This is a genomic window from Rodentibacter sp. (assembly GCF_057314195.1).
In genome coordinates, this window is record NZ_DBHLAM010000038.1 from 1 (window position 1) to 4,302 (window position 4,302).

The window sequence follows — 4,302 nt, forward strand, 5'->3', positions numbered from 1 at the left end:
AGCACAGCCAATGCGGCTAACACAACGGCGAACACTGCGAACAGCACAGCCAATGTGGCCAACACAACGGCGAACACTGCGAACAGCACAGCCAATGCGGCCAACACAACGGCGAACACTGCAAACAACACGGCGAATATTGCGAATAGCACCGCAAATTCTGCTAATGCGAATGCTACGGCTGCGCTTGCTAACGCAACGCAAGCCAATGCAGGCTGGAACTTGACGACAAGTGCGTCCACCGGCAATGTGAGCAACGTGTCTATTGCAAACGTGAAAGGTAACGATACTGTCACCTTCGACGCGGGAGACAACATCGCTATTACTCAAACCGGACGCGGTTTAAGTGTTGCCTTGGCACGTGATATCAGCGTGAACAGTGTGACCACCAAAGATCTCACTGCCACAGGTAATGTGACCTTAGGCGGCGGTGCAGGTACGAGCGTGAAAATTGCGAACGCAACGACTGTTGACATGGGCGGTAACCGCATTCAAAACGTAGGTAATGCGACAGCAGATACCGATGCGGTGAATAAAGCTTATGTGGATAATGCATTGCGCAATTCTGGAGCAACTCCGGGCTTATCGAATCGTGTAAATCAACTTGCTCGTGATTTGAATAAAGTTGATAAGAAAGCACGCGGCGGTATTGCAGGAGCGGTTGCGACGGCGGGTATTCCGCAAGTTTATATGCCGGGTAAATCCATGATTGCTGCGGCTGCCGGCTCTTATCGCGGCACTAACGCGATTGCGGTGGGTTACTCTCGTGCAAGTGACAACGGTAAAGTCGTCTTGAAGATCACCGGTAGCTCGAATACCCAAGGTGATTACACCGGCTCCGTTGGTCTGGGTTACCAATGGTAATGCGATGTAAATAGAAATGTAATTTTCTAAACTGAACCAAAGTGCGGCGGATTTCCGAATCCACCGCACTTTTTTTATCTAAAGAATATAAAAAATCGCCCGGTGATCATCACCGAGCGATTTTTTGTTATGGGGAAGGCGTTTAGTCGGGCGCGTTTTCTTTTTGCCTCCTTTTGCTTTGCACGAGCAAAGAAAAGTAAAGTAACAAAATGAGCGAAACCCGATATCAAAAAACAAAAAGGTTGCACTTTACAAGGCAACCTTTTCTCTTCGTTATTTTTACTTATTGCCGCACCAACACCGGATAGGCCTTCACAAAATCCGCCAAACGATAGGCTTTGCTGAAAATTAAATGATAGTTTTGTCGATCATTATTCACTGCCACTGTATCCGGAATTGGTTCGTCCAAGCCAAAGCGCCAAGGCAGATTGCCTGAACGGCGGATAAAATAATCGTTGCTTACTTCAAAAGGGCCTTCGTAAATCGTGCCATTATAGCTGATTTGATGATATTCCAGTGGCAAATTCGTTGAACCGTAAACGGTTTTCCAAAATATATAAGGCGATGCGGTCGGGTTTAAAATGGAGCGATTATTCGCTTGGTTTTGTTCTAGTTCGACGATTTTGCCGTCGGCCAGTTGTAAGCGATGTTTGCCCGGTGCCAAAATGAGTTTTTGCGTTTGATGGGCGGCAAGGTTGATTTCCTGATCGTCTAATTTGAAGCGGATTGCCTCGTCCGTTGGATTGTCGGCATAGACGGTATTTTTGTCGTACCAAGCGGCAAGTTCTTCCGCTTCAAAGGGAAAATATTTCGCCACAATCTCGACCACCATATTGCGCTTGCCGTCATCGGCGGTTTCTGAAGTCGCCGAAGGTTGCACCGCCGCCGTGCCGATTAAGATGCCGATTATAATAAGTAACGTGATGAGTTTTTTCATAAATGCTCCTGAAAGCTAATCGTATATTTTGATTTAATTTTGCTTGAATTGAATGTTTGAATTGGCACCGCATTGAGGCTAAGTGCATTGAGGCTACGTTCAATGCGTTGCTATTTGGGGAAGTCGCGGAGGTTGGGTTAGGCACGAATGCTGTAATCGCCTTCGCACACCCATTTGTAACTGGTGAGCGCTTCCAGACCCATTGGACCGCGAGCGTGCAGTTTTTGCGTGCTGACCGCCACTTCTGCGCCCAAGCCGAATTGTCCGCCGTCAGTGAAACGCGTGCTGGCGTTCACATAAACCGCCGCCGCGTCCACTTGATTGACGAATTGACGGGCTAAGTTTTGCGAAGCGGTTAAAATGCATTCGGAATGTTGCGTGCCATATCGGCGGATATGCGCGATTGCTTCGTTGATGTCGTTTACCACGACTACGTTCAAATCCGGCGAACCCCATTCTGCGTGCAATTGATTTTCGGTGACTTCGGTTACGTCTGCGCCCGCTTGTTTCAGCACGTTCAATGCGGTGCCCGATGCAGCGTGGTATTTCACCTTTTTCGGCGCTAAATGTGCAACCAGTTTCGGCAGAAATTGTGCGGCGATAGAAGCTTGCACTAAAAGCGTTTCTAAGGTGTTGCAGGTGCTAGGACGTTGGGTTTTGGCATTATCGATCAGCAAAACCGCTTTGTTTTGATCGGCGCTTTGTTCCACGAAGGTATGGCAAACGCCCACGCCGCCAACAATGACCGGAATGCTGGCGTGTTGTTTGCAAAGTTCGTGTAAGCCTGCGCCGCCGCGCGGAATGATCATATCGACGTAGCGATCAAGTTTTAATAATTGCATTACGAGATCGCGGTTTGGATCGCTAATGGCTTGTACGGCGAATTTTGGCAGGCCTGCTTGCTGTAAGGCGTTTTGCACGACCTCGACTAAAATTTGGTTAGAATGTCGGGTTTCTTTGCCGCCGCGTAACAGCACCGCATTGCCGGTTTTCAAACATAGGCTGGCGACATCAATGGTGACGTTCGGGCGCGCTTCGTAAATGACGCCGATAACGCCGAGGGGGGTGCGTACGCGTTCAATTTTCAAACCGCTGTCTAAGGTGCCGCCATCGATAATTTTGCCCACCGGATCGGTAAGCGAAATGACGTGCCGCACATCGTTGGCGATGCCTTGCAAACGTTGCGGCGTTAGTAACAGGCGATCAATTAAGGCTTCGGACAAGCCGTTTTGTCGCGCCACTTCAATATCTTTGTTATTTTCTGCCAAGATGCGGTCGGCTTGTGTTTCCAGTTGCTCTGCGATCACCGCCAACGCGTGATTTTTCCGCGCTGTGCTTAATTGCGCCAAAATAAACGCGGCCTCTTTGGCTTGTTTGCCCATTTGTTCTAACATTTTTATGCCCTTTTATTGAAAACGAAATGTCGAGTAGCTTATCTGAAAAATGAAGAAGGTCAAAGAGGCAGATTAAAGCGCGGAAAATAATCAGAGGAGCGGACGATGTTTTAAAAAACGGATTCTTCCGTTGAGGGCGGAGAGATAGGCTTTTGGATTATGCTTTTGGACTTATGCTTTTGGACTTAGGGCATTTATTTTCATCGTGTTTTTCGGTAGAATTTTGCAGTTTTTAACTTGGCAAAATTGAGGCGAAAATGGCGAAAAATGCGCGGTTTTATATTCTGACAGAGCAGAGTTCGCGCGGTACGGAACAACTGGCCTGCGATTTAGCTGCTTCGGCTTGGCGTTTAGGGAAGCGCGTTTTGATTGCCTGTGAAACCGAGCGACAAGCGTTGGATATTGACGAAGCGCTGTGGCAGCGTGATCCGGACGAATTTGTGCCGCATAATTTGTCGGGCGAAGCGACACAATATGTCACGCCGATTGAAATTAGTTGGAAAGGCAAACGCAATGCGCAACGACGTGATTTGTTGATTAATTTGCAGCGCGAGTTGCCCGAGTTTATTCACGTTTTTACTCAACTGATTGATTTTGTTCCCGCCGAAGAAGAGCAAAAGGTGCAAGCGCGAGAACGTTATAAACAATTGCGTATGCAAGGATGGCTGCTTTCGACGGAAAATGTTGAGTGATAGGAATTAAAAGTTCCGTAGGGTGGGCTTTAGCCCACCATGTTTATTTAATTTGGTGGGCTAAAGCCCACCCTACAAAAAGAGAAGGTTTAGTTTAGCGTAAGGAGATAACGGATGACTGAACGTGAAAAGATTATTCAACAGCAAAAACAACTTAAGGTGCTATTTTCAGCTTGGATGAAAGAAAAAATGAACCACGAAGTCATTACGTTTCAAAAACGTGATGGACGCATTGTCGAACATTATCCGGATGGTACGGAAAAAATCGTAGGTTATGCAAAATAAAGTTCCGTAGGGTGGGCTTTAGCCCACCATGTTTATTTAATTTGGTGGGCTAAAGCCCACCCTACAAAAAGAGAGCAACAATGACACAAAAATTCGAAATGGCAGACCGTTTTAATCCGTCTGCGGTAGA

Annotated in this window: 5 protein-coding genes; 3 read left to right on the forward strand and 2 right to left on the reverse strand. The window is 47.4% G+C overall.

Features of this window, described 5'->3' with window-relative positions; translation table 11 throughout:
* On the forward strand, window positions 1-864 hold an 864-nt coding region (locus ACO59Y_RS05635), incomplete at its 5' end, for a YadA family autotransporter adhesin (protein ID WP_486131402.1).
* Window positions 865-1,147: 283 nt separating this feature from the next.
* Here the strand turns inward: ACO59Y_RS05635 and ACO59Y_RS05640 are convergent.
* Complete coding sequence (locus ACO59Y_RS05640; RefSeq protein ID WP_486131404.1) at window positions 1,148-1,801, reverse strand: hypothetical protein; 654 nt, start codon at window positions 1,799-1,801, stop codon at window positions 1,148-1,150.
* A 137-nt stretch (window positions 1,802-1,938) separates the two neighbouring features.
* On the reverse strand, window positions 1,939-3,195 hold the full coding sequence (gene proA, locus ACO59Y_RS05645) for a glutamate-5-semialdehyde dehydrogenase (protein WP_486131406.1): 1,257 nt from the start codon (window positions 3,193-3,195) through the stop codon (window positions 1,939-1,941).
* A gap of 257 nt (window positions 3,196-3,452) precedes the next feature.
* Here proA and ACO59Y_RS05650 point away from each other — a divergent pair, with 257 nt between their 5' ends.
* The gene (locus ACO59Y_RS05650) at window positions 3,453-3,887 is read left to right on the forward strand and encodes a DNA polymerase III subunit chi (RefSeq protein WP_486131408.1); all 435 of its coding nucleotides are present in this window, start codon (window positions 3,453-3,455) and stop codon (window positions 3,885-3,887) included.
* Between the two features lie 114 nt (window positions 3,888-4,001).
* Window positions 4,002-4,172: a hypothetical protein gene (locus ACO59Y_RS05655; protein ID WP_373603955.1), complete on the forward strand. Its 171-nt coding sequence runs from the start codon at window positions 4,002-4,004 to the stop codon at window positions 4,170-4,172.
* The last annotated feature ends 130 nt before the right edge of the window (window positions 4,173-4,302 follow it).